Below are 23,747 nucleotides of genomic sequence, written 5' to 3'. Positions count from 1 at the left end.
AATAAGGAATAAAGTCCTATAAAGGTGTGAGTAGTTTTGGTCGTAAACCGAAACACAGAGGACTTTAGCTTCGGAGGTGAGATTTCGATCGCAACCTCGGGGATAAACTCGTCATTAAGTCGCGGAAGTCGGCCCTCAGAGAACTATATATGGTGAGCTGACCCCTGTAGGTGATCCACCCGCTAAGTTAGAGCTTGGCGGTTATGGTCGCCCTGTTGGGCGGACCGGAACGCAGTGTAGGGGAGCCCAACAGGGCGAGGCAAGACTGTTTTCGGCGCCGGTGGTTGATAGCCCAGCGAGCTGTGTGGTCTGACGGTGTTGTAGTGCTGCCGCCAGCGTTCGATCAGGATCTGTGCCTCCTTCAGGCTGTAGAAGATTTCTCCGTTCAGGAGTTCATCTCTCAGCTTCCCATTGAAGCTTTCATTATATCCGTTTTCCCAGGGTGACCCGGGTTCAATGTAGAGTGTCTTCACGCCTATACGGCCCAACCAGTCTCTGACAGCCTGAGCCGTGAACTCACTGCCATTGTCGGATCGGATGTGTCCCGGTGGACCCCTCTGAGTGAACAGATCAGTCAGCACAGCCAGAACGTCGTCGTGCTTCAGACTGCGCTGAACGTGGATCGCGAGGCATTCTCGCGTGTGCTCGTCGATTACGGTTAGCATCCGGAAGGCTGTGCCATCGTGGGTCCGATCCGCGACGAAGTCGTACGACCAGACATGGTCCTTGTACTGAGGCCTGAGCCGGATACAGGAGCCATCGTTAAACCATAAACGCCCACGCTTAGGCTGTTTCTGTGGAACTTTAAGCCCTTCACGTCGCCAGATGCGTGCCACCCGCTTCGTATTCACCGTCCAGCCTTCACGGCGCAGCAGCGCCGTGATCCGGCGATAGCCATACCGGCCATACTGCTCTGCCAAGCGGATAATGTCCGCGGTGAGCGCTGCCTCATCCTCTCTTGGGCGAGGCAGCTTTCTTTGAGTGGAGCGGTGCTGGCCAAGAACCTTACAGGCCCGGCGCTCAGAGACTTTGAGCGCTGCCTGCACATGATCCACGGCCAGCCGACGACGTGAAGGGCTTAATACTTTCCCTCAACAGCCTCCTTGAGAATCATCGCATCGAGTGTGAGATCTGAGACCGCCTTCCTCAGCCGCATGTTCTCCTTCTCCAATGCTTTTAATCGACGCGCCTGATCGACCTTCAGACCCCCATACTCGCGTCGCCATCGATAGTAGGTCTGCTCCGCAATGCCGAGCGATCGACAGATCGCCTTGGTCTCCTCGCCTGCCGCGAGCCGGACATCGGCCTCACGCAGCTTTGCGATGATCTGTTCAGGTGTGTAGCGTTTCCTCGCCATATCGTGCTCCTTCAAGCGCAAAATAGCCAAAAACTCTAACTCTCAAAATGAACCACTTTTTGGGGGGCAGGCCATACCGCTGCTGGCGTGTCGTGTACTGGTAGGTCCATGTCCGGCCATTGGCCGTGACTGAACTTATCGGCTCGTCGATGCCGGGATAGGCCAGCGTGATCTCCCGCCCATCATTGCTATGGATACGGCTCAGGCGATTATGGCTATCATAGACATATCTCACCCAGTTGCCGTGCACGTCGGTCACTTCGGTCGCCGCTATGATGGAGCGATATCGTGCCTGATCCGGCTCGTAATAATTGGACAGGATATCGTCCTGTGTCCGCCGCTCGTAGAAGCGATCGAACCGATAGGTGAACCCATCCGGCGATTTCGCCAGAAACCCTTCGCCGCCGCCCGAAATGTTGGACAGGCAGGAAATCTTGAAGTTGCTACGCGTGACAAATTTGTCGCTGGATGTGTAGGGACCGAAGTTTCCTGTCAGCCCGGATCGCAAAACCTTTTCAACGCCATATTCCGGCGTCTGGATTTCCATGCCTTGCGTATATTCATGCGGCTGGTACGTTTTGGATGTGTAGGGAAGACCTGTATTGGCATCGGTCTGTCCCGGACCCAAATTGTAGTTCAGCTGTATAGGTTGAAACGGATTAGTTCCCGAACAGCGATTGAGGATCCTGAAATTTGTTCCCGGCGCAGTCGTCGCGACAATGCGCGGTGCCATGATTTCCCAGTCACCGAAACTCGCACTCTGGCCTTGGTCATAGAGAATACCGCGCGTCAGCCGTCGCTTGATCGACACTGACAACGCGTTATTGCCTGGAATGTCCACATCCGTATGCTCGAAAGTGACCGAGCCGCTGTTGAAATCCAGCATGTCCCCCATCAGATCATGGCCGAGCACGCCAAGCTCATGATCATCTGACACATGTTTCTGCCATTCGATGTTGGGTTCAACATCGAAATCAGCTGCTTGCTGGGAACCAAAAGAGGACGAGGCTGTTGAACTCGGCGTGTACGCAGGCGAAATGCCGGGAAGCGATAATTGGGCTGACGCGACGCCATGGGACATGGACAGCGTAGCGAAAAGACTAGCTGAAAATCTTCTAAACCAGGCGGAGCGAAGCTTGGACGGGCTTATCGAACTGCAGACCGACTCACGAGACGCGATGAGATTCATGTTATCCCCGGCGTTGCCATTAGCACGGCGTTAATGCTCGCGGGATTCGTCGCGCAACACCACCGACAGTTCGCGAGTTTCTTTCTATGGAAATTTTATAAACTATAGGTTTTAACTGATGAGGTGGACAATCACGGCCCTCTGAGGACGCCCCGCATTAAACCGAGATAGCAAATTAACAGTGCAGGGAGACAGGAAAGCAAAAATGCGGAAAAGCAGCCCAAGTAGCGCAAGGTGTGATAAGTCCACAATTCGAACATTTGGCAGGTTAAGGACAGGCCGCGCCAAGCGCGAAACCAAAGACTCGAGACAACAATAATGTTATCAGTGCTTTGAAGAAATGACTGGCGCACCTGACAGGATTCGAACCTGTGACCTCTGCCTTCGGAGGGCAGCGCTCTATCCAGCTGAGCTACAGGTGCCAGTTTGCGCGCTATAACGGGGCGGGTGCGGCCCGGCTAGGGGGTTTCGGCACGTAGACGTGAGAGAAGCGGAACAAAGATGTCCGTCCAATCGTCTTCAGTGACAATGCCCGTATGTTTGTAGCGGATGCGGCCCTGCGTATCGATGACGAAGGTCTCCGGCGCGCCCGTCACGCCCAGATCGATAATCAGGCGGGAATCCTCCAGAAATACGATCCGGTCATAGGGGTCGCCATGACGTTCGAGCCAGTCTCGTGCCTTTTCGCGCGTATCGCGCCAGTTCAGCCCGATCATATTGAAGTCGGGATCCTGCGATAATTCCATGAATAGCGGATGCTCGGCCAGACAGGCCACACACCAAGATCCGAACACGTTGATAAGCGCCACCTCCCCCAGAAGATCGTCACGCGAAATCGGCTCACCGCTCAATGTCTGCGCCTGGAACTCCGGCAAGGGACGGTCAATCAGCTCAGATGGCAATTCCGACGGGTCGCGCGTCAAGCCGATGGCAAAAAAGACTGCCAGACCAATGAAGAGGCCTAATGGGACCAGACCCTTGAGTAATCGGGATTTGCGTAGCTGTGACACGCGATCGAATTAGGCGATTTTCTGCGGGCTGCAACCATCTTTACCCACGCGATACCCCAGAGCTGCCCGGGCGCTGCCATACGCAGTTGCAAGGCTCTCTCCTGCCCGTCGAATGAACCGCAAGACTTGCCGCGCGCGCTCCGTGCTTTATGAAGCGCGACATGAACTGGCTCACCAAGCTTACGCCGCCCGGCGTCAAATCCATCTTCACCAAGCGCGACACGCCGGATAATCTCTGGATGAAATGTCCCAAGAGCGGTGAGATGATCTTCACGGCCGATCTGCCCGGCTTGTTGCATGTCACACCGGCCGGACATCACATGCGGATCGGACCGGAACTGCGTTTCGGCTATACGTTCGACGACGAAAAATATGAGACCTATCCGACGCCCTCCGTCGTGATGGATCCGTTGAAGTTCAAGGACGATCAGAAATATACCGATCGGCTGAAGAAAAGCCGCGCCAAGACCGGGTCGGACGACGCTATGAGTATCGGCGTCGGCAAGATTCACGGAGTCGAAGCTGTCGCGCTGGTCCAGAATTTCGCTTTCATGGGCGGATCGCTCGGCATGGCGGCGGGGGAAGGCTTCATCGCCGCAGCCGACATTGCGCTGGAAAAGCGTCTGCCGCTGATCGCGTTTACGGCTGCGGGCGGTGCGCGCATGCAGGAAGGAGCCCTGTCGCTGATGCAGATGCCGCGCACGACGATCGCCGTGCAGCGCCTGCGCGAGGCCGGCATGCCTTACATTGTGGTTCTGTGCGACCCAACAACCGGCGGCGTAACGGCCAGCTATGCCATGCTCGGTGATGTCCATCTGGCCGAACCGGGTGCCATGATCGGCTTTGCCGGACCGCGCGTGATCGAAGAGACGATCCGGGAGAAACTGCCCGCCGGATTCCAGCGCGCCGAATATCTCGAAGAAAAGGGCATGGTCGACAAGGTCGTGCCACGTTCGGAACTGCGGGCCGTACTGGCGCAAATTCTGGCCGTGCTGATGCAGACCAGCCATGCGCCGATCGAAAACAGCCCCGACGTGGTGTCACACACAGAGACGGCGTGAGCCCGCTCGACCGGGCCCTGGACGAGTTTCGGCGCCTTCATCCCCGCAAGATCGATCTGGGCCTGTCCCGTATCGAAACCGTGCTGGAGCGTCTGGACCGCCCGCAGGACAAGTTGCCGACCAGCGTTCATATCGCCGGCACCAACGGCAAGGGTTCGACGGTCGCCTTCCTGCGCGCCATGCTGGAAGCGTCTGGCGCGCGTGTTCATGTCTACACTTCCCCCCATCTCGTGCGGTTCAATGAACGGATCGTGCTGGCGGGTCAGGAGATCGACGATGCGTCTCTGATTGACGTGCTGCACCGTGTCCGGGACGCCAATGACGGCGCGCCGCTATCTTTTTTCGAAGCGACGACCGCCGCCGCCTTCCTTGCCTTCGCGGAAACCCCGGCTGACTATGCCATCATCGAAGTGGGACTGGGCGGACGGTTCGACGCGACCAACGTCTTTACGCCTGCAGTCTGCGCCATCACCCCGATCGATTATGATCACGCAGAATTTCTGGGCCGTGACATTGCCGGGATCGCGCGGGAAAAAGCCGGCATCATGAAACCCGGCAGACCCGTTCTCTCGGCCCCGCAGCGCGAACAGGTCATGGCGGTTCTGAACGTTGCCGCCAAACGCGTCGGCGCGCCTCTCATCGCTTGGGGGCAAGACTTCCGCGCCTATCCGGAGAATGGACGGCTCGTCTTCGAAACTGAGACGGAGTTGATGGACTTGCCGCCACCAGCGCTGGCCGGCGGACATCAGGTCATGAATGCGGGTCTGGCGATCGCCGTGGCGCGCACACTGGGACTGGCGAGGGACGCCGTCGCAGACGGGTTAAGACAGGCCGTCTGGCCTGCCCGTATGCAGCGTATGGGCGCTGGGCCGCTGATCGATATGGCGCATGAATCTGGCGCGGATGTATGGCTGGATGGCGGACACAATCCGCATGCCGCCCGCGCTCTCTCGACGCATATGGCGTCGCTGGAAGGCCAATCGGCACGGCCGCTTATTCTGATCATGGGCATTCTGGCTAATAAGAATGCAGGCGAATTTCTGGACTTCTTTCAGGGACTGGCTGCCGGGCTCGTGGCCGTCGAAATCGATGATCATGCCAGCCTGTCACCCGATGTCCTGAGCGAACTGGCCCAGTCACGCGGCATGGCGACTACGATCGGCCATAATCTGACCGACGCGATGCAGAAAGCCATCAATATGGGCGAAGCGCTGTCGCGGCAGTCTGCCGACCAACCCGTCATCCCGCCGCGTATCCTGATCTGCGGTTCTCTCTACCTGGCTGGGCAGGTTCTTACAGCGAACGGTTAGACATTGTCGCATCATGTGTGTTGGCGCGCATTGTTTCGCCATTAGGACATTATGTCATGAGGAGATTGTTTCTTTGCGGGGCCGCGATCCTTGTCGCGGCCTGTTCGACGATCGATCGCGGCGTGATCGACCATGCCCGCATCGATACTGTTCCGCAGGGTGCCAGTGTCACCCTAACCTATATTACAGGCACACAGCGGCCCGATAGCGCAGACATAAAAACGCAGTTCTGTCGCGCGACTCCCTGCGCCTTTCCCATTCCCAGGCGACAGATCGCAAAGGTGACCGTTACCCATCCTGATTACGAAACCGCCGAATATATGGTCGGCCCCTCACGTCTTCGCGGTAGCGTTGGCGTCTCGCTGTCCAAAACACTGCCGACGGCGATGGGGGTCGGCGCCTATTCCGGGGTTATCTATGCAACCTTGACCCAGCTAACGGCTGGTATCGCGAACGCTTTGACTTTCGGCCTTGGGCAGGCTCAGGGAGTGAGCACAGCGTCCGGGGCGACCGCTGGCACAGGAGTCGGTCTAGCCGTCGCAGCCGGGAGCATGCTCATCGATGCAGGGACGGGGGCCAATGGCAATCTCTTCCCCAACCCGGTCGTTCTGGGGCTGACCGACCAGAAAGACGCGCCCGTTCTGGACCCCCTTGTGGCGGAATATGACAAATGGCTTGAGGCTTTGGCCGTCATGAAGACAGCCTGCTCCATCCGGTCAAGAAGCGCAGACATTCGCAATCAGTGTCGCGAAACGGAAAAAACTTTCATGTCCACCAGAGCTGCGTATCGCGCAGCCCTCAAAGAGCGAGACGACGCGCTGATCGCTTTTGCCAAAGAACAGAAAAAGCGCATGGATGCGCAGGCGGATCAGCCGTGATGCGGCTCATTTTACTCATCACAGGTGGATGCATCCTGACAGGGTGCGCGACAGTTACGCGCGGCGCAAATGAAGGGCTCATGGTCGTTTCCGAGCCTCCGGGCGCGACTGTCAGAAGCGATATCGCCTCTTCCGCGCCCAATGCTCTCGACGGTATGGTTGGCTGCCAGCCAACCCCCTGCTCCGTCAGTCTTCCGCGGAAAAGTGACCCTGTGATCACCGTTTCGCTCGACGGACATGATCCGATTTCCTTCAAGGTCACATCAGCCGTTGCGACGTCGGCAACCTCGATCCCGCACGGGACGGTGGTCGCCGGTATCGCTCCGGGGAGTCACGTGGTGGCGGGCCGGGCGAATTTCCTCAATCGCATACCCGTTGGCGGACGTGTCGTGGCGGGGGCAGTGCTGACCTACGGGGTTGGCGGCGTCGTCGATCTGGCCACGGGCGCAAACAAGAACCTCTCGCCCAATCCCGTCAGCGTTTATTTGGCACCCGAGGGTTGGGAAGACGAGGCTGATCCGGTCGAACCATAGGTGTCAGGCCACAGACGTGCCGCGCTCAGGATAGTCGTTTTTCACGGCGTAATTCAGGCCTTTGACAAGATCGCCCATATCGGGGCGACCAAAGGGCGTATTCTGTACGATCTCAGCATAGAGCGTCCCATCGGGGCGCACGACAAAAATGCCAGGTTCAGAGAAGATGTGGGGCTCGGAGTCCGAAATCGCGTCGGAAATGAACAATCCGAGCGACTTGGCATCCATCAGCTCGAGGCTGTGCGCAATCGGCAGTTCATTCAGACCCCAGTCATCACGCGCTTTCTGCGCGCGCTCTTCGCTATCCATTGAGACGGCAACGACATCGTGCCCATCGGCGCGAATATCGGCGACTATGGGTTCGATCGCCTGTAACTGGGCTTTGCATTTGGGACAGTGAAGGCCGCGATAGGCCACGATGATCTGAAAGTTCTCGGGGCTCGCCTCGGCCATATTGAAATTCCCGCCACCCAGCAGAGGGATATCGAAACTCGGCACTCTTGATTTGGGTGTCATCAGATTAGTCATAAAATCTCAGTCCTGAATGTGAATGGCTGTGGTGAGGTCGGAGAGTTACAGATTGTCCGGGTCAACGGCTGTATCCGCCTGCCGCAGAACGTCGGGCGCGGCAAAACCATCACCCTGCTCGGACAGATATGACAGGCCCTCGTCGATGGCCGCGATCAGGGCTTTCGTGTCCTGCCGCAGATCGGCACTGTCGCGTCCAACCATTTCCTGACGCAGCGTTGTCAGCGCATCGCGGCGCTGCTGAACGCTGGTTTGCGGGTTGGTGTAAATGTCCGTGATCTCATCCGCCGTGACGGGATTGGACAGTCCGGGCATATAGGCGTCGCCGTCGATCTGTGTGTCGACGGGAAGAGTTGTAATCTGCGGGTCTAGGTCTGGCATGGTTGGATTCTCCTGTTCGAGAAATCCAACGGATAAATTCCTATAGCGTTCCGCATTAGCCCGCAGTTTCGCCTCGCCCAAATGGCAAAGCGGCGTTGAATCAGGCGTGTTCAGACAGCCATTCGGCGAGTTTGGACTTGGTCATGGCGCCCATCTTAGTGGACACGACTTCGCCGTCCTTGAAGATCATCATCGTCGGCACATTGCGAATATGATAGCGCATGGGCGTATCCGGCGCGTCATCGATATTGACCTTGGCGATTTTCACCTTGCCGGCCATATCTTCCGACACAGCCTCCAGCGCCGGGCCCATCGCCTTGCAGGGCGCACACCATTCGGCCCAGAAATCGACCAATACGGGTGTGTCGGATTTCAGGACTTCGGACTGGAACGTGTCATCGGTAACGGCGATCGTGCTCATGAAAGTTTCCTCGGCTGCTTTTGTCAGGAGGTAGGCAGGGTGTTAACCGCCGTCAAGGCGGCGTCCATCGCATTATCGTGAAGCCATGTCAGTCGCGGACCATGCGTCCACAGCAGACCGCAGCGTATGGTATGGTCTGGCCAGATCGCCTGCGCCAGTTCGCGGTAGGCCGCCATCTGCGCCAGATAGACGATATCAATGTCCGCATCCGTCTCCGGCCGGGTCCGGTTGGACTTATAATCGACCAGATAGACCGTATCGTCCGTTACGTTCAGCCGGTCGACCTGCGCGTTCAGCGCCACCGATCCGCCCCGAATGGACCGGACGCGTCCTGACAGACTGACTTCGGCGCGAGACCCCGGCGCGAACACCGGGGCGAAGGCCGGATCATCCAGAACGGCAAAGACTTCCGACTGGATAATCGTGCGGTCTGCCTGCGACAGCGCAAGGTGATCGGCCAGCATTTTCTCCGCGAGCGCCGTACGCTGCGCAGGCGCATGGTCCGGCAGGATTTCCAGCAGGCGATGGATCAAAATACCACGAATGAAACGCTCGCCGCCCGGCGATGACCCGACGGGTTCTGTACGAGTCAGTAGCGTACTGGGCGACGCGCTCGCGGTCTGCGCAATTTCGGGGCTGGCGGCGCGGTGGATCCAGTCCGGTAACGATGTTGCCTGGACTGTCGGTCCGTCCACGCGCGCATCCGCTCTGTCCGGTCGCGATCCGTAGCGCAGACCTCCCGGCTCCGAGATGTCGAACGGCGTTGCAAAGGGGGCGGTTCCGTCCAGCGCGCGCAATGTGCGGGCGACCCAGTCGTACCATGACCCGTCCTGATAGCCGGGATCGTTACGGCCATGAAAATAGCCGCAAACGACCAGCCGGCTTTCCGCCCGGGTCATGGCGACATAAAGCAGCCGCATATATTCGCGCAATTCCTCGGCGTCATTTTCAGCCTTGTAACGATCGACCAGCGGCGTGCTCTCCGTGCTGGACGGCGCAAGAATATAGCTCTCACCCGCCTTTATCAGACCGCCGGATGATGCGCGTGGCGCGCGCGTCGTATCCGGCAGAAAGACGACAGGCGCTTCCAGACCTTTGGCCCCGTGCACGGTCATCACCCGCACATCGCGCCCCGCCGGATCCTTGTCGCGCTTTATCTCCACATCATTCGCCGTGAAGGCCTGCAGGAACCGCTGCAGGCTCGGCGCTTCGCGTTGCTGATGCGACAGGGCGATGGACAGAAACGCGTCCAGCGCTTCACGCGATTCCAGACCGAGCCTGCGCAGCAGGGCTTCACGATAGGTCAGACCTTGCGGTGAGACGCGGTCCAGCAGGCGCGCGTAAAACTCATAGGGGGCAAGACCGCCATCGGCCTGCAACGCGTTCAGCGCCGCAGTCAGCGCAGGATCGCGCGACTGAACTGCCTCCCAGAGTGTGCCTTCCCGGTCTACGCAGAGTGAAAACAGCGCTTCGTCATCCAGCCCGAATAGTGGCGATTTGAGCGCTTCGGCAAGACTGAGATCATCCTGCGGCAGCAGCACGAAACGTGTCAGGGCCAGCAAGTCCCGGACGATCAGAGCCTCCTGCAGCACCAGCCTGTCGGCTCCGGCCACGGGCAGGCCTTCATCCTTCAGCGCCTTGATCAGCGCATTGAACAGGCCGCCGATCCGCTTTTGCACCAGAATCAGCACATCGCCCGCATGGATCGGGCGCAGCGCGTTCAGCTTGCGATCGAAAACAGCTTCTCCGCTCTCGATCCAGTGCGCGATGGTCGAGGCCATTTCGCGAGCCAGTCGGACGCGTGGATCGCCGTCGCCCTGCGCATCGACGGGCGTCGTGTCCCACGGCTCCCTGTCGGCGACCGCCTCCGCCTTGGGCGTGAGCGGCCAGAGTTCGACCAGACCGGGGTCCTGCCGCGCCGCATCATGACGCACCAGATCGGTCGGTTCGGGCCGGGCGTCAGCATCGAACATGGCCTGCAACCCGCCCTGATCGAGAAAAAGCGCATCGACCACATCCAGCACCTGTTGCGCTGACCGGAAGGACATGCGCAGTTCCACAGGACTGTCGCCGGGCGCAGTGCGCGTGCGAACACTGTCCATGAAGATTTCAGGCGCGGCCCCCTGAAAACGGTAGATCGATTGTTTCGGGTCGCCGACGGCAAAGAAGGCCCGGTCCGGTCCGTCCCGGTCCGGACTGTCCTGTCTGAAGTCCTGCGTCAGCGCGTCGATAATTTCCCATTGCTCGGGCGACGTATCCTGCGCCTCGTCCAGCAAGACATGGTCGATCCCGCCGTCCAGCTTATAGGCGACCCATTCGGAGACGTCCCGCCGCTTCAGAAGATCGCGCGTCTTCAGGATCAGATCGTTGAAATCGAGACCGCGCGCAGCATGTTTGTCGCGCTGATAAATATCGCCCAGCGCGCGTCCCAGTGTCAGCAGAGCCTCGCTCATTTCCGCAATCCGGCACGCCTTGATCCGGGTTTGCGCGGCCAGCACGCGCGCCGCCTCCGGACTATCCGCGCTGATGAAGGGATCGATATCGGTCACCGCCTTGACCAGGACACGCGCACGCGGATCGCCGTCCTGTTTGAGGAACACATCGCTATAGAGGTGAAAAGCCGCGACGGGATCATCCATCGCGTCCAGCGCGGCGACACGGGCGACAAAGTCCTGCGCGGCTTTCGCCTTGGACGTCTGACACAGCGCTGCGACGGCGCGCACGCGCGCCATATCCGTCGCGTGCCACGCGGCCTCGGCAATCGATGCGACGCTGTCATCCGGCGAGAGGCCGGATTCTGCGCGGAACGGCGCAACACCGCCCGCATCCGTCCAGGCCTGCAGGCGATCGACATTGCGCGCGGCGGCAAAGATCAGCCCGTCAATCGTCGCATCCGCTTTCGCCGCAGCCATATGATGCAGCGCGTTTCGGACAGATCGATCCTCGCGCCCGAGCGCCAGCAACTGCGCCCGCCCATCAACCAGCAATGTCCGAACCTCCGGATCATCCAGCGGCTCAAAGCCCGGCATGATCCCGGCTTCAATCGGAAAGCGTTGAATGATCCGCTCGCAAAAGGCGTGGATCGTCATCACCTTCAACCCTTCAGGGGTTTCCAGGGCGCGGGCGAAAAGCGTGCGGACGCGCGCAATATCCAGTGTGGGCCGGATGTGATCGAACGGTTGCCCATATAGTTTTTCGAGAGCGTCCTTCAGCGCGGCATCCGGCGCGACCGACCATGCGGAGAGCTTGTCATAAAGCCGTTCCTGCATTTCCGACGCGGCCGCGCGTGTATAGGTGATGCAGAGGATCTTGTCCGGGTTTGTACCCTGCAGCAAAATGCGCGACACCCGGTCAACCAGCACTTTGGTCTTACCCGAGCCCGCATTGGCATTCACGATTTTGGGCAAGGCCGGGTTGGCGGCATCGCGCTGTCGCTCCGTCGCTTCGGGGATAGTCAGACGCGTCATCTACCCCTCCCCGTCGCCGCTGATAGCCGACCACTCATCGCGCCGGGCGAGATCGTCATAGTCGCCGTAATCATGTGTGTATTGTGCGCGTGGCTGAGAAGGATAGCCGGTCTCGGGCTTGTCATAGGCCCTGATCAGCTGCCGCAGGATGGCGATGGACTGATCCCGCAAACTTTCCGCCGTTTGCGCGGCGCGGGCCGGGGCGGCGACATGACGGTGGAAGAAATCATCGCCTGAACCCTTGATCCGGACATAGGCCATCTGGTCCGTGTCGCCCGCTTTCAATCCGTCCAACGCCCCTTGCGCGGCCAGCCAAGCGGCCAGCGGCAACTGCAGATCGAACCCTTCCGCCACGGTTTTGGCCGTCGCCGGTGCCCCTGTCTTGAAATCCGTAAAGGCGTAGCCCGTCGGCGACCGCTCGACGAGATCGACCTGCCCCATCAGGGTGAAATCGAGGTCCGGGAGATCGGCGCGCGCATCCACCTCGGACCCGACAATATCGAACCCTTGCGCATGGCGATTCGCAAACCAGTCCATCAAGGCTGCGGCAATCGAAGTCAGGCGCGGCTCTTCCTTGAAAACCTCGTCGGGCGCGAAGCCATGGGCCAGCAACTGATCGCGCATATGCGCCGACAGCCTGTCCGTCTGCGCCGGATCATGCGGATCGCCGATCCGACCCGCCAGCGCATCCTTGATATAGCGTTCGATCCCGGCATGCAGGGCGGAGCCGAAATGACGCGCGTCACGCGGCGCATCCAGCGGATCGAGCGGGGCCAAGCGCAGCACCTCACGCCCGAACAGGCTGTAGGGATCACGAATCCATTTCGACACGCCAGTGATGGAGACTTCGCGACCCTTGCGTGCCCAGCGTTTATCGACGGGCGGTTTCGGGTTGGGGCGGTCAATATGGACCGGCGCCGTCGGTCGGTCGAGCGCACGCGCCCACTCCAGATAATGCTGCCCCGTACCGAGCAGCCGCGCGACCTCACCCTCATCCATGGCGCCGCGCAGCAGCGTTTTCAGCCGCCAGACCCAACGACTGGCAACGGTCGGCCCGGCATCGGACTTTTCGGAACGGGTCAGAAAGACGGTCGGGTTGGCGGCCAGTTCGGCAAAGTCATGCGCCGCGAGGCCGTAACGCCGCTCTGGCAGGGATAGCTGCATGGCCTGACGCATGCCACGCGACAGAAACGGGCCCGCCGCGACTCCGGCAGGCCAGGTCCCTTCGTTCAGCCCCCCCAACACGATGATATCGGCTTCCAGCAGCCGGGCCTCGAGCGGACCGAGTATCGACAGGCGTGGATGCTGGTCCTGATCGGGGCGCACGACCGCCCCTTTCAGCAGGGCGCGCAACAGCCGGGCAAATCCGTCCGCATCGGTCTGCGGCAAAGCGAAACCGTGCACACTGATATTCTCCAGCACAGTACTGGCCTGTCGCCCGGCCTCACCCGACCAGAGGCGATGAGCGCCGCCTGTTTGGTCTGTGCCCGCAATTGCTTCCGCCGCCGCGATCAGGGCGACCGCCCAGATGTCAGGCGATGCAGCGTTGTTGAGGTCCAGAAGCGGCGTCGCTGCGGCGTAGAGCCGTTGCAACAGAGCCATCTCGGCGAGAGCCTCCGGGCCCGGTCTAAGACCCCTGAACGCGCGGCGTTCCAGCGCCTGCCACGCTGTTTTGATCGCGCCTGCGGACAAGTCCAGAGCCGTCAGATCGTGGGTCATGACCAGATTGAGCGCGACAGGGCTTTCCCGGTCCTGCACAAGCGCCAGTAATGCACTGAGAAAGACGCCAACAGGCGTCTGTTCGAGTGGCAGACCCTGGCTCATATCAACCGCGATGTTCCAGCGCGCGAGCCGCGCCCGCACACGCTGTGCCAGCAACTGATCGGGCGTGATGAAAGCGGCGGTCCGGCCCTGGGTTTCCAGTGACTCGCGCAGGATCAGAGCGATCGTCAGCGCTTCCTCCGCATCGGTTCTTGCTTCGATCAGCGACAGGCCATCCAGTGCCGTTTCGAACACATCATCGCCTTCACCGTCGATCAATGTGTCGATCCGTTGCAGCCAGTCTCCGGTCGCATCGACGGGAACCAGCGCTTCGGCCAGTATCCGGCGGCGTTTCCGGGCGGTCTCCCGTGTCATGCCATCCACGACCCATGGCCAGATCGGCACGGCATCGCGCGGAATGCCCATGGTTTCGAGCGCGCCCTTGAGCGAGCTTTGTGGGTGACGCACATCGATCGTATCCCAGACACGTTGCGGGAATTCTTCCTGCAGACCCGGCAGCACGACCATACCGCGCGGCATGTTGGCGACAACGTCCATCAGTCGCGCCGTGGCCTTAAGCGTACCAGTCGAGCCTGCGATGACGACGGGATAATCGGGTGGATCATGGGACCAGATATCCGAGAGCGCATCAAGCAGCGCAACACGGCGCGCCGACGGTTCCATCATGGACAGCTCTGCCAGTCGCGCCGGCCAATAGGTCTCGATGATCAGGTACAGCGTTGCCGCATGCTGGAAATGGATCGCGGCTTCGGCGCAGACACGCTGCCATTCGGTCTGGTCCGTAATGCCCACTTCTTCCAGCGCGGCATCATCCATGATCTCGATCAATGGGTCGGCCATGTGCAGCGCCGCCGCCGGGTCGAGCGGAAGGTCGGACGCACGCCGATGATATTGCGCGACCAGCTTGGCGATTTCGAAACGTCTCTGAACCGGATCAATCCCGGGTGCCACGCGCCCGGCCAGCTCGCCCGGTTCGAACGGCGGCTCATCCGGATTGACATCGGCCAGCGGGCGCAGACGCGGCAACAGGGTCGCGTCAATGCCGCGGTCTGCCGCCTGTTGCACGAACGCATCGGCCAGAGCCCGCGCCGCGCGCCGCGTTGGTAGCAGGATCAGCCCGTTCTGAAGATCGTCGCCATAATGGGCCTGCAGACCCTGAGCGAGCGAGCGCAGAAACGGCACGCCGGACGGCATGTTGAAAACGGACATCGTCACGCCGGCAGTTTGACCTCGCCAGCGAGCATGGCTTCGGCGGCTTTCAAGGTCTCCGGATCGCCCACATGCATCCAGATGCCGGGGATGGGCAGTCCGAATACGCGGCCGCGCTCGATCGAGACATTCCAGATTTTCGTGCGGGAAAATTTCGTCACCGGATAGGGTTTCGCCATGCTGGGCTTGAAGATCTGCAGCCCGGCATAGATCCAGAATGCGGTGTCGCCCTTGCGCCAGCTGATCCGACCGTCGCGGTCCATGTCGAAGTCACCGACGCCCGGATAGCCGATCGTGCGCGGCTTCGGGGCGACGAGCATCAGATCGCTCATTGTGTGCGGACACCAGGCCTCGATCAGCGCCGGAATGACGGGCGCGAATTCGACCCAGACCGCATCGATATTGCAGATCAGAACAGGATCGTCCCCGAGCAATGGCAAGGCCTTGACGACACCGCCGCCGGTTTCCAGCAGGCCGTCACGCTCATCCGAAATGATGATTTCGGGGCCTTGCGTGCGCCGTCGCAGATGCGCTTCCAGATGATCGGCATGGGCGTGCACATTGACCACGGCCCGCTTGATCCCTGCCGCGTCCAGCCGGTCGAGCATATGATCGATCAGCGGCTTACCCGCAACTTCGACCATGGCCTTGGACCGGTCATCGGTCAGCGGCGCCATGCGAGTCCCATGCCCGGCCGCCATCACCATCGCAGTTTCGATCATGCCAGCACCTCCGGACAGTGGGTTTCGCACCAAGCGCGGATCCCGGCACAGGCCGGATGCATCAGATCGCGCTGAAAATGCGCTTTGACGCGGGGAATCAGTCTGCGATATTTCGGCTTGCCGTCGCGAACGACCAGACGGACGAAAATGCCCAGTATCTTCGCGTTGCGCTGCGCCGCCTGCACCGCATAGGCCGCATTAAACGCCTCATCACAGGGTAGACCAGCCGCGTCGCAAAAGCGCTGTTTCAGAGGGGCGTGTAAAGCGTCCGACACGTCACGCCGGGCATCTTCTAGCAGGCTGACCAGATCATAGGCGGGATGGGCGAATAGCGCGTCCTGAAAGTCGATCAGACCCACCTTTGCTTGTCGTTCCCGATCTGGCAGCCAGAACAGGTTTTCGGCATGAAAATCTCGCAGAGCCAGACCCGACGCGTGCGCGCCCAGCGCCTTGAAGGCCGTGCGCCAGACCGCCCGAAACTCGTCACGTGCCGTGTCAGACACAGGCTGTCCTGAATCGGGGACGTAATAGTCGATGAACAGGTCGGTTTCCGCCAGCAGCGCCGCTTCGTCATAATCGCGGAGCCACCAGCCTTGCCCACGCCAGTCCGGTCGTCGGGGAAAGGTGCTGCGATAAATCGCAGCCAGCGTATCCACGGCGGCCTCATATAAGGTCCGTTCCTGGGCTGGGTCGGCGCGCAGAACGGACGCAAAATCGGCATCGCCAAAGTCTTCCAGCAGGGCAAAACCGTAATTCGTATCCGCCGCGAGAATATGGGGCGCGGAAAATCCGCGCCGCGTCAGTTCCTGCGCCACACACAAAAAAGCTTCCAGATTTGGCCCTGCCAGGCGCGCCAACGCATTATAGCCCAGCGCACGGCGTTCTGCGACGCTGGCCCCTTCGCGCTCGCCGGGAGCTTCCTCTCCCTTCGGCGCATTCATCAGAACGGCTTTATCCGCGCCGCGGAGGAGCCGCTGATAGCTGCGAGTCGACGCATCGCCCGTAATCGGACTGCGCTTGGCATCGCCCCAGCCAGCCCGGGCGATGAAATCCTCAAGTAGCGACAATCGCTCAGACATGACGTCCCTCCCAGCCGCGCAAAGTCGCGATCCGCCCCGGCCCGTCAAAGGCGAGGTCGACGGACAGGGCGTCCGCCGGGCAGAGCGATCCGAGCCGGTCCGGCCATTCCAGCAACAGGATCGCCTCCCCCATCGCATCGATCAGGCCCAGCTCATACGCATCGTCCGGCTGTTCAAGCCGATAGAGATCGCAGTGCCACAACTCCTGATCGCCCCATTCATAAGTCTGAACCAGCGTGTAGGTCGGCGACGGCACGTCGATCTCGCCCAGACGCGACTGAAATCAGTCCGCGCGCCAGCGTCGTCTTGCCCGCTCCCAAATCCCCGGTCAGACGGACGATATCACCAGCGCGCAAGACGGAGCCGAGGCGCGCCCCGAGGGCGAGCGTGTCACTGTCCGATTTCAAGGCAATAGCCGTCACAGTGGCGTTAATCCTGCAAGTCAATTGAGTGGTGTCGAGCCTAGCGTCTTGCCTTTTGCAGGCAAGCCCTTACCTAACGCGAAGCACAGCAAAAGGAGCCGGCGTGGCCAAAGTCATTTTCCACGATCATCAGGGCAATAGCCGCGAAGTCGAAGCCAAGAACGGCATGTCCGTCATGGAAGCCGCAATCGCCAACATGATCCCGGGCATCGATGCGGATTGTGGTGGGGCCTGTGCCTGTGCGACCTGCCACGTCTATGTGGCTGACAGCTGGATCGACAAGCTGAAGCCCAAGGACGATATGGAAGACAGCATGCTGGACTTCGCCGACGAGGTTCAAGACAATTCGCGCCTGTGTTGCCAAATCCTGCTCTCCGACGAGCTGGATGGCATCGAGGTCACAACTCCCGAGAACCAGTAACAGCCATGAATTTGCTGCTTGTCATTGGCGGGTTGGCCCTGCTGGTGGCAGGCGGCGAAGTGCTGATCCGCGGCAGTGTCGGCCTGGCCGAACGGTTCGGTCTGTCGCGCGCCCTGATCGGCGTCTTGTTGCTGGGCTTCGGGACCTCCATGCCGGAATTTGTCGCGACCTTCGGGGCCGCGGCCAAGGACGCTGACGATATTGCCTTCGGGAATGTGCTGGGCAGCAACATTGCCAACATATTGATGATCCTGGGCCTGTCCGCGCTGATCCTGCCGATCGCGACGCAGATGCGCGACGTCCGGCGCGACGCCGCCTTTGTCCTGTTCAGCTCCGCGGGGTGTCTGACCTGGATCGTCATGGGCGGCATTCCGGGCTGGGGCGCTACCGCTCTGGTTCTGGCGTTCCTGACATATCTCGCCCTGTCGATACGCGCCGATCTGGCGCTGCCTGCCGAGCCACCGGATGCGGCCCAACCGAGCCGAGCACTGATCGTCGACGTTGCGATGGTCCTGATCGGGATCGCGCTGCTGGTGCTCGGGGCGGAAGGCCTGATCCGCGGGGCCAGCGCGATCGCGCGGAGCTTTGGCATTTCAGAGGCACTGATCGGCATTACAGTCGTCGGGATCGGCACGTCGCTTCCGGAAGCGACAGCGTCCATCCTCGCCTCCATCAAACGCGAAAATACGCTCGCTTTCGCCAACATCGTCGGGTCGAACATCTTCAACGGGCTTGCCATTCTCGGTGTTACCGGACTGGTTTTCCCGCTCTCCTTCGATGTCAGCGCAGCGGGGTTCTCGCTGATCGACGGTCTGGTCCTGATGGGAGCAACCCTGATGATGTTCGTCTTCGCCGTGACCCACCGCAAGGTCGTCCGCTGGGAAGCGGCCCTGATGCTGACGGGCTATATCGTCTATCTGGGCTGGCTGATCAGCCGGGCGATCTAGACCCGCGGCAGGAGCAGGCCCTGAAAGGCCGGATCGAGCAGATGTGCGTCCGCCGTTAGATGTTTGGCCTTGGGCGTATCGGTAATCAAACCCGCCTGCAGCGCCGCATTGATCGCTGGCCCGACGGACTGAATGGCCGAAGCATAGAAATCATCGCGGGCCCGTTCCCGTTCGACCGGGCAGTGCCGGTCCGCCGTCTGATGCAGCGCATCGATCTGCGCCACGAGATCGAAGATCTGCGACATTTCCCCGGCAATATGAGCAGCTGCGGCTTCGACCTTGTGAAAGGGCGGGTCGTCTGAAATCCGCAGCAGTGGTCCCGTTGGAAGCGCGACATGCATCTGACGCCCCGAGAAAGCGACCTTGGCCCGACCCTGATGCAGGATCGGATCGAACGCCATCAGCCGTTCCATGAAGTCCGGTGGCACGAGCGCGCGGCCTTCGACCTGATCGTCGGCATAGACTTCGAACTGTGCTTCGAAAGCGCGGGAGGGAAAACCGACGCGCTTCATGCCGTCAATGTGGCGCGGGTTGAGCGCGCCGCGATCCGGGATCACGATCGTGCGCCCATAGATCCGCAAGCGGTGGGAGATGGACAGAATGACCCCGTCAAAACCCGACCCGTCTTCATCCTGCGGATGGGCGGAAATTTCCTGTACGCAGAAGCGGCAGCCATGAAAGCCGACACCGCGGACACGTCCCAGTCCACGGAAATAGCCGCTGGGCGAGCGCACCAGCCCTGTTGCCTGCAACAACAGCAAGGCAGCCGGAGAGGGCGAGACAGCCGCGTAGGAATGTCCGAGCAGATCATAAAGCTGCACGCGTAGTGCCTGCAGATCGACCGTACCGTGGGGGTTCAGAAAGGTCATCCCCATGCGCCTACCCCGCTATGGTTAACGAGGTATGGCCAGAGAAATTTTAGACGACATAATCAGGCAGAGCCGGTCGGCTTCACCAGCGCATCGACAATATCATAGATTGCACCGACTTCATTGAGGATCCGCTGCGTGCGCTCAGGCTGATCCAGCGGCTGGAACATCGACCCGGCCTCATAGCGATTGGCGGTCTCCACCGCGATGAACAGATCGTTCTCCGCAAAGGCAAAGCGGATTTTGCGCCCATCGACCGAGCGTTCCAGATCGACCATGCGCTGCATGAAGGACGGTTCGAGGATTACACGCGCTTCGACCTGATCCGTGCCGTATGCCTCGAACGCCTTTTCAAAGGTCGGATCGACGAGGCCGACCCGTTTCATGTCGCCGCGCCGTTTCTTGTTGAACCAGCCCTGATCCCTTAGCACGACCGTTCGTCCGAAAGTCTTGGTCGGGAAGTCGATCCGCATCAGCTGCCCGCGAAATACCGTCGTCCACTTGTCTCCGCCCTTGTCGCTACGCGAGCGCTCTTCCAGATGCGCTTCGACGGATTCGAACTGCGCGCCATGCGCCTGTCCATACATGCGGTCTTCGAAGGAACTGCGGTGATAGGTCTTGGTCAGCAGATAGTGCACCTTATAGGGCGTGAGATCGAAGAACGGGACCTGGGTTTCGAACGTCCAGCCAATATGGTCCATCACCGCGCCCACAATATGCGATTTGGTCTCTGACCGGATTTTATCCGTCAGTCCCAGAAAGGCCATCAACCCCAGAAACGGTCCAAACAGCGCAGGCATGACGATGGGCAAAAAGCTGTCCGGCCTGACCATGAAGCCGACCCAGAGGCTGACGGAAACACCGAGGACGGCGATCACAGCCGCCGCAATCAGCCCATGCTTGACGGCACGCTGGCGCACCGCATCCCGGACCTTCAGTGTCGGCCTGACGAATTGCTCGAACCGGTCCGAAAACCCTTTGAACTCCGGATGATGTTCGTTGAACTGATGCATCAGCGCCCCGTCCCCTATCCAAGCGCGGCGCGCGCGTCTCGCAATTTGGATAGCTCGTCGGAATAGCCTGCGCGACGATCTTTCTGTTCCTGAACGACGGCCGCCGGGGCGCGGTCCGTGAAGTTGGCATTGCCCAGCTTCTTGTCGATCTTGGCGACTTCCCCGTCCGCCTTGGCGATGGCCGCATCGAGGCGTTTACGCTCGGCATCGACATCGATCAGCCCGTCCAGCGGGATGGCATAGCTGACACCGTCCACGACCGTCTGCAGCGCGCCGTCTGGTGCAGCGTCCGCAAAAGAGACGCCGTCCACACGGGCGAGACGGCCCAGCGCGTCACCGAATCTATCGAAGCGGGCATCCCCCGCACCGGCCACGACGAGCGGCGCCTTGCGCGAGGGCGGGACGTTCATCTCGGCGCGGACAGAGCGCAGCGCGGTGATCAGGCGGATCAGCCAGTCAATGTCGTCTCCCACTTCAGGCGCTTCGACCTCGGGCCACTCGGACAGCATCAGGAAGCCAGCGCGCTCGCCCGTTTGCGCCCAGAGCTCTTCGGTGATGAACGGCATGAAGGGGTGAAGCAGCATAAAGCTCTGGTCCAGAACCCAGCCGAGCGTGGCTTGCGTTTCTGCGGGCGTTTCGCCGGAGAGTTCCGGCTTGGCCAGTTCGATATACCAGTCGCAAACCGTGCCCCAGACGAAGCTGTAGACCGCGTCGGCAGCATCGTTGAAACGGTAAGCCTCGATGCAGCGCGTGACCTCTGCCGTTGTCTCTGCCGTCTTCGCGATGACCCAGCGGTTGAGCGCCGATGTCGCGCTATTTGGTTCGAAATCGGCGCCGCCGGAACAGCCATTCATCTGCGCGAAGCGGGCCGCGTTCCAGAGCTTGGTACCGAAATTGCGGTAGCCGGCGACGCGGTCCACGCTCAGTTTGATGTTGCGCCCCTGCCCGGCCATGGCCGCGAGGGTGAAGCGCAGCGCATCCGCGCCAAACGCCTCAAACCCGCCCGGATAGGCCTTGCGCGTTGCCTTCGCGACTTGTGGGGCCTTCTCGGGGTTCTTCAAACCGCGTGTGCGCTTTTCGATCAGCGTGTCGATGGAGACGCCGTCAATCAGGTCGAGCGGGTCGATCGTGTTGCCGATCGATTTGGACATTTTCTTGCCCTGCTCGTCCAGCACCAACGCATGTATATAGACATCGCGGAACGGCACTTCGTCCATGAAGTGCAACCCCTGCATCATCATCCGCGCCACCCAGAAGAAGATGATGTCGAACGCCGTGACGAGGACGGAGGTGGGGTAGAATTTTTCGAGCTCCGGCGTGTTGTCCGGCCAGCCGAGCGTGGAAAAAGGCCAGAGGCCGGAGGAGAACCAGGTGTCGAGGACGTCTGGGTCTTGCCATGCCCAGATTGTTGCTCCCTCAGAACTATTCAGGTCAATAGGCCAGCTTTGGATTGCGTTTTTTTCTGACGCCTCTTTTTCGGAATCAGCAATCGCAATCGAAGCATTGTTAAAAGTCATCCCGTAGACTGCTTCAATCTTGTCGCTCATGTCCAAAAAAGCTTCGGTTTGGGCCTGACCCATAGTTTCGGAGACATAAATTTTAGGGGATTCATCTGATAGTGAAACCAGAGAACCATCGACATAAAGGCCAGGAACGAAAAGAGCCGGAACCCGGTGCCCCCACCAGAGCTGGCGGGAGATGCACCAGGGCTGGATGTTTTCCATCCAGTGATCGTAGGTCTTCTTCCAGTTTTCGGGGATGAAGGTGGTCTGGCCGTCATTGACCGCCGCCATGGCCTCGCCGGCGAGCTTCTCTGCATCGACGAACCACTGATCCGTCAGCATGGGTTCAATGACCACATTAGAGCGATCGCCGAAGGGCTGCATAATCTTCTTGTCTTCAACGGTGATGAGCAGGCCTTCCGCGTCGATGTCGGCGACGACCGCCTTGCGCGCGTCGAACCGGTCCATGCCGACATATTTCTCGGGCATAATGTCCGAGGCGATCATCTCGCCCTTCGGTCCCATCAGCGAATACATCGGAATGTCGTTCCGCTTGGCGACCTCATAATCATTGAAGTCATGCGCGCCTGTGATCTTCACCGCGCCGGAGCCGAAATCCATGTCAGGATATTCGTCCGTGATGATCGGGATCAGCCTGTCAGCGAGCGGCAGGCGCACCATTTTGCCCACGATCGGCGCGTAGCGCTCATCATCGGGGTGGACCGCGACCGCGCCGTCGCCCAGCATGGTTTCAGGCCGCGTTGTCGCGATAGAGATATAATCGCGTTCTTCACTTAGCGTGACGTTCCCGTCTTCGTCCTTCTCGACATAGGTGTAGGTCTCGCCGCCCTCCAGCGGATATTTGAAGTGCCAGAAATGGCCATCCATATCGCGGTTCTCGACTTCAAGGTCGGAGATCGCTGTCTGGAAATGCGGGTCCCAGTTGACCAGACGCTTGTCACGATAGATCAACCCGGCCTCATACATCTCGACGAACGCCTTCGTGACCGCTTCGGCCATCTTGTCGCTGGGGTCATCGGGATCGCCCAGAGTGAACTTCTCCCGGCTCCAGTCGCAACTCGCGCCGAGGCGGCGCAGCTGTTCGGTGATGATGCCGCCGCTTTCACGCTTCCAGTTCCAGACATGATTGAGAAAATCCTCGCGGCTCATGGATGAACGGGGCGTCTGTTCCTCGGCCAGCTTGCGCTCCACCACCATCTGCGTTGCGATCCCAGCATGATCAGTTCCGGGCTGCCACAGCACGTCATAGCCGCGCATACGGTGGAAGCGCGCCAGAATATCCTGGATCGTGTTGTTGACCGCATGGCCCATATGCAGGCTGCCCGTCACATTGGGCGGCGGGATGACGATTGAAAAAGGCGGCTTGGCCGGATCCATCGAGGGCTGGAAACAGCCCGCCTCTTCCCATGCCGCATAAAGACGCTGCTCCGCCTCTTTCGGATCGAAATGCTTGGGCAATTCCGGGGTGGGTTCAGATCTGGTTTCGGACTCGGACATGACAGGCTCAAAAAGACAAAAGGCCCGCCCCTTTTGGTACGAGGGACGGGCTTGTTCGCGCCTGCTTAGCGCAGGATCATCGGGATGTTAAGCCGCCGGGTGGCGGACTTATGTGCCGTTGGTCTTAC

At 60.3% G+C, this 23,747-nt stretch carries 21 protein-coding genes and 1 tRNA gene; 6 read left to right on the top strand and 16 right to left on the bottom strand.

Annotated features, from left to right (window positions below; genetic code table 11):
- Positions 1-182: 182 nt before the first annotated feature.
- The 4 genes from AB6B39_RS05625 to AB6B39_RS05610 form a co-directional block, all read right to left on the bottom strand.
- Positions 183-1,357, bottom strand: a protein-coding gene (locus AB6B39_RS05625; protein WP_284374395.1) for an IS3 family transposase whose coding sequence is annotated in 2 segments (ribosomal slippage) — positions 183-1,093 and positions 1,093-1,357 — 1,176 coding nt in all. Because the reading frame shifts where the segments join, the coding sequence is not laid out codon by codon here.
- Positions 1,332-2,294, bottom strand: coding sequence for a hypothetical protein (locus tag AB6B39_RS05620; RefSeq protein WP_284372722.1), 963 nt, complete (start codon positions 2,292-2,294; stop codon positions 1,332-1,334). Before AB6B39_RS05620 ends, AB6B39_RS05625 begins: the two co-directional genes overlap by 26 nt.
- 597 nt (positions 2,295-2,891) lie before the next feature.
- Positions 2,892-2,968 (bottom strand) — tRNA-Arg (locus tag AB6B39_RS05615).
- A 36-nt stretch (positions 2,969-3,004) separates the two neighbouring features.
- Positions 3,005-3,556, bottom strand: a complete 552-nt coding sequence (locus tag AB6B39_RS05610; protein ID WP_284372725.1) for a DsbE family thiol:disulfide interchange protein — start codon at positions 3,554-3,556, stop codon at positions 3,005-3,007.
- 149 nt (positions 3,557-3,705) lie between these two features.
- On the opposite strand from AB6B39_RS05610, the gene AB6B39_RS05605 reads away from it, so the two are divergent.
- The 4 genes from AB6B39_RS05605 to AB6B39_RS05590 all read left to right on the top strand — a co-directional run bounded on the left by AB6B39_RS05605 (position 3,706) and on the right by AB6B39_RS05590 (position 7,338).
- Positions 3,706-4,617, top strand: coding sequence for an acetyl-CoA carboxylase carboxyltransferase subunit beta (locus tag AB6B39_RS05605; RefSeq protein ID WP_371398711.1), 912 nt, complete (start codon positions 3,706-3,708; stop codon positions 4,615-4,617).
- Positions 4,614-5,927 carry a bifunctional folylpolyglutamate synthase/dihydrofolate synthase gene (locus tag AB6B39_RS05600; protein WP_284372729.1) on the top strand — a complete coding sequence of 438 codons (1,314 nt, stop codon included), beginning with the start codon at positions 4,614-4,616 and terminating at the stop codon, positions 5,925-5,927. The genes AB6B39_RS05605 and AB6B39_RS05600 overlap by 4 nt, the downstream gene beginning before the upstream one ends.
- 56 nt (positions 5,928-5,983) lie before the next feature.
- Entirely contained in the window at positions 5,984-6,805 is an 822-nt protein-coding gene (locus AB6B39_RS05595) for a hypothetical protein (protein WP_284372731.1), read from the top strand.
- A gap of 212 nt (positions 6,806-7,017) precedes the next feature.
- Positions 7,018-7,338: a hypothetical protein gene (locus AB6B39_RS05590; RefSeq protein ID WP_284372733.1), complete on the top strand. Its 321-nt coding sequence runs from the start codon at positions 7,018-7,020 to the stop codon at positions 7,336-7,338.
- Between the two features lie 3 nt (positions 7,339-7,341).
- Here AB6B39_RS05590 and AB6B39_RS05585 read toward each other — a convergent pair whose 3' ends face one another.
- The 9 genes from AB6B39_RS05585 to AB6B39_RS05545 all read right to left on the bottom strand — a co-directional run bounded on the left by AB6B39_RS05585 (position 7,342) and on the right by AB6B39_RS05545 (position 17,349).
- Entirely contained in the window at positions 7,342-7,866 is a 525-nt protein-coding gene (locus tag AB6B39_RS05585) for a redoxin domain-containing protein (protein ID WP_284372735.1), read from the bottom strand.
- A 45-nt stretch (positions 7,867-7,911) separates the two neighbouring features.
- On the bottom strand, positions 7,912-8,247 hold the full coding sequence (locus AB6B39_RS05580) for a hypothetical protein (protein WP_284372738.1): 336 nt from the start codon (positions 8,245-8,247) through the stop codon (positions 7,912-7,914).
- Between the two features lie 100 nt (positions 8,248-8,347).
- The gene (trxA, locus tag AB6B39_RS05575) at positions 8,348-8,668 is read right to left on the bottom strand and encodes a thioredoxin (RefSeq protein ID WP_284372740.1); all 321 of its coding nucleotides are present in this window, start codon (positions 8,666-8,668) and stop codon (positions 8,348-8,350) included.
- Between the two features lie 23 nt (positions 8,669-8,691).
- Positions 8,692-12,135, bottom strand: coding sequence for a double-strand break repair helicase AddA (gene addA / locus AB6B39_RS05570; RefSeq protein WP_284372742.1), 3,444 nt, complete (start codon positions 12,133-12,135; stop codon positions 8,692-8,694).
- A complete protein-coding gene (locus AB6B39_RS05565; protein ID WP_284373605.1) occupies positions 12,136-15,126 on the bottom strand; it encodes a PD-(D/E)XK nuclease family protein in 2,991 nt (996 codons plus the stop codon). It abuts the gene before it with no gap.
- A 2-nt stretch (positions 15,127-15,128) separates the two neighbouring features.
- On the bottom strand, positions 15,129-15,848 hold the full coding sequence (locus AB6B39_RS05560; RefSeq protein ID WP_284372746.1) for a nucleotidyltransferase family protein: 720 nt from the start codon (positions 15,846-15,848) through the stop codon (positions 15,129-15,131).
- Positions 15,845-16,927 carry an aminoglycoside phosphotransferase family protein gene (locus tag AB6B39_RS05555; protein WP_284372748.1) on the bottom strand — a complete coding sequence of 361 codons (1,083 nt, stop codon included), beginning with the start codon at positions 16,925-16,927 and terminating at the stop codon, positions 15,845-15,847. The genes AB6B39_RS05560 and AB6B39_RS05555 overlap by 4 nt, the downstream gene beginning before the upstream one ends.
- A complete protein-coding gene (gene tsaE, locus AB6B39_RS05550) occupies positions 16,920-17,183 on the bottom strand; it encodes a tRNA (adenosine(37)-N6)-threonylcarbamoyltransferase complex ATPase subunit type 1 TsaE (protein ID WP_371398710.1) in 264 nt (87 codons plus the stop codon). The genes AB6B39_RS05555 and tsaE overlap by 8 nt, the downstream gene beginning before the upstream one ends.
- A complete protein-coding gene (locus AB6B39_RS05545; protein ID WP_371398709.1) occupies positions 17,146-17,349 on the bottom strand; it encodes a tRNA (adenosine(37)-N6)-threonylcarbamoyltransferase complex ATPase subunit type 1 TsaE in 204 nt (67 codons plus the stop codon). Before AB6B39_RS05545 ends, tsaE begins: the two co-directional genes overlap by 38 nt.
- Before the next feature lie 103 nt (positions 17,350-17,452).
- Here AB6B39_RS05545 and AB6B39_RS05540 point away from each other — a divergent pair, with 103 nt between their 5' ends.
- Positions 17,453-17,770 carry a 2Fe-2S iron-sulfur cluster-binding protein gene (locus AB6B39_RS05540; RefSeq protein ID WP_284372753.1) on the top strand — a complete coding sequence of 106 codons (318 nt, stop codon included), beginning with the start codon at positions 17,453-17,455 and terminating at the stop codon, positions 17,768-17,770.
- Between the two features lie 5 nt (positions 17,771-17,775).
- Positions 17,776-18,717 carry a calcium/sodium antiporter gene (locus AB6B39_RS05535; RefSeq protein ID WP_284372755.1) on the top strand — a complete coding sequence of 314 codons (942 nt, stop codon included), beginning with the start codon at positions 17,776-17,778 and terminating at the stop codon, positions 18,715-18,717.
- Here the strand turns inward: AB6B39_RS05535 and AB6B39_RS05530 are convergent.
- From AB6B39_RS05530 to AB6B39_RS05520, 3 genes are all read right to left on the bottom strand, one after another.
- Entirely contained in the window at positions 18,714-19,586 is an 873-nt protein-coding gene (locus tag AB6B39_RS05530) for a DUF3137 domain-containing protein (RefSeq protein WP_284372757.1), read from the bottom strand. The two genes, AB6B39_RS05535 and AB6B39_RS05530, sit on opposite strands and share 4 nt — an antisense overlap.
- 62 nt (positions 19,587-19,648) lie before the next feature.
- Positions 19,649-20,599, bottom strand: coding sequence for a DUF3137 domain-containing protein (locus AB6B39_RS05525; protein ID WP_284372759.1), 951 nt, complete (start codon positions 20,597-20,599; stop codon positions 19,649-19,651).
- A gap of 14 nt (positions 20,600-20,613) precedes the next feature.
- Entirely contained in the window at positions 20,614-23,619 is a 3,006-nt protein-coding gene (locus AB6B39_RS05520; protein WP_284372761.1) for a valine--tRNA ligase, read from the bottom strand.
- Positions 23,620-23,747: the final 128 nt, after the last annotated feature.

Source organism: Algimonas porphyrae (genome assembly GCF_041429795.1).
Lineage (GTDB): Bacteria > Pseudomonadota > Alphaproteobacteria > Caulobacterales > Maricaulaceae > Litorimonas > Litorimonas porphyrae.
This window is presented reverse-complemented; position numbering and strand designations above follow the sequence as displayed.

Bases quoted from the DNA above. Each gene is read 5' to 3' on its own strand.
- AB6B39_RS05605 (WP_371398711.1), top strand. From the start codon at position 3,706: ATGAAGCGCGACATGAACTGGCTCACCAAGCTTACGCCGCCCGGCGTC.
- AB6B39_RS05595 (WP_284372731.1), top strand. From the start codon at position 5,984: ATGAGGAGATTGTTTCTTTGCGGGGCCGCGATCCTTGTCGCGGCCTGT.
- AB6B39_RS05585 (WP_284372735.1), bottom strand. From the start codon at position 7,866: ATGACTAATCTGATGACACCCAAATCAAGAGTGCCGAGTTTCGATATC.
- AB6B39_RS05580 (WP_284372738.1), bottom strand. From the start codon at position 8,247: ATGCCAGACCTAGACCCGCAGATTACAACTCTTCCCGTCGACACACAG.
- trxA (WP_284372740.1), bottom strand. From the start codon at position 8,668: ATGAGCACGATCGCCGTTACCGATGACACGTTCCAGTCCGAAGTCCTG.
- addA (WP_284372742.1), bottom strand. From the start codon at position 12,135: ATGACGCGTCTGACTATCCCCGAAGCGACGGAGCGACAGCGCGATGCC.
- AB6B39_RS05565 (WP_284373605.1), bottom strand. From the start codon at position 15,126: ATGTCCGTTTTCAACATGCCGTCCGGCGTGCCGTTTCTGCGCTCGCTC.
- AB6B39_RS05560 (WP_284372746.1), bottom strand. From the start codon at position 15,848: ATGATCGAAACTGCGATGGTGATGGCGGCCGGGCATGGGACTCGCATG.
- AB6B39_RS05555 (WP_284372748.1), bottom strand. From the start codon at position 16,927: ATGTCTGAGCGATTGTCGCTACTTGAGGATTTCATCGCCCGGGCTGGC.
- AB6B39_RS05535 (WP_284372755.1), top strand. From the start codon at position 17,776: ATGAATTTGCTGCTTGTCATTGGCGGGTTGGCCCTGCTGGTGGCAGGC.
- AB6B39_RS05530 (WP_284372757.1), bottom strand. From the start codon at position 19,586: ATGACCTTTCTGAACCCCCACGGTACGGTCGATCTGCAGGCACTACGC.
- AB6B39_RS05525 (WP_284372759.1), bottom strand. From the start codon at position 20,599: ATGCATCAGTTCAACGAACATCATCCGGAGTTCAAAGGGTTTTCGGAC.
- AB6B39_RS05520 (WP_284372761.1), bottom strand. From the start codon at position 23,619: ATGTCCGAGTCCGAAACCAGATCTGAACCCACCCCGGAATTGCCCAAG.